We start from the raw sequence: 242 nt of genomic DNA, 5'->3' as shown, positions 1-242 counted from the left end.
CGCGGCGGAAGTTGACAGTGGCGTTCTCGTCCGAGGAGTCGCCGCTGTAGTAGACCGGCGCCGGATAACGGGCGGCGTCAGCCTTGGCAGCCGCAGCGTTGGCCGGGTTCTCGATCACCACGCGGTTGACGAGAAGCGGTTCGTCGGAATCGGACGAGGGGTTCACCTCGGTGACGATCCGAGCACCGGTGTCACCATGGGTGGCGATCACGGCGCCGGACGTGTCGGTGCTGGCCGCGGCG

1 protein-coding gene is annotated in these 242 nt (G+C 68.2%); it reads right to left on the bottom strand.

Features of this window, described 5'->3' with window-relative positions; translation table 11 throughout:
* Positions 1–242, bottom strand: a 242-nt coding sequence (locus tag CXZ10_RS21670; protein WP_180336124.1) for a hypothetical protein, incomplete at both ends; no start/stop codon positions are given.

This window comes from Pleomorphomonas diazotrophica (genome assembly GCF_002844595.1).
Taxonomy (GTDB): Bacteria; Pseudomonadota; Alphaproteobacteria; order Rhizobiales; family Pleomorphomonadaceae; genus Pleomorphomonas; species Pleomorphomonas diazotrophica.
This window is presented reverse-complemented; position numbering and strand designations above follow the sequence as displayed.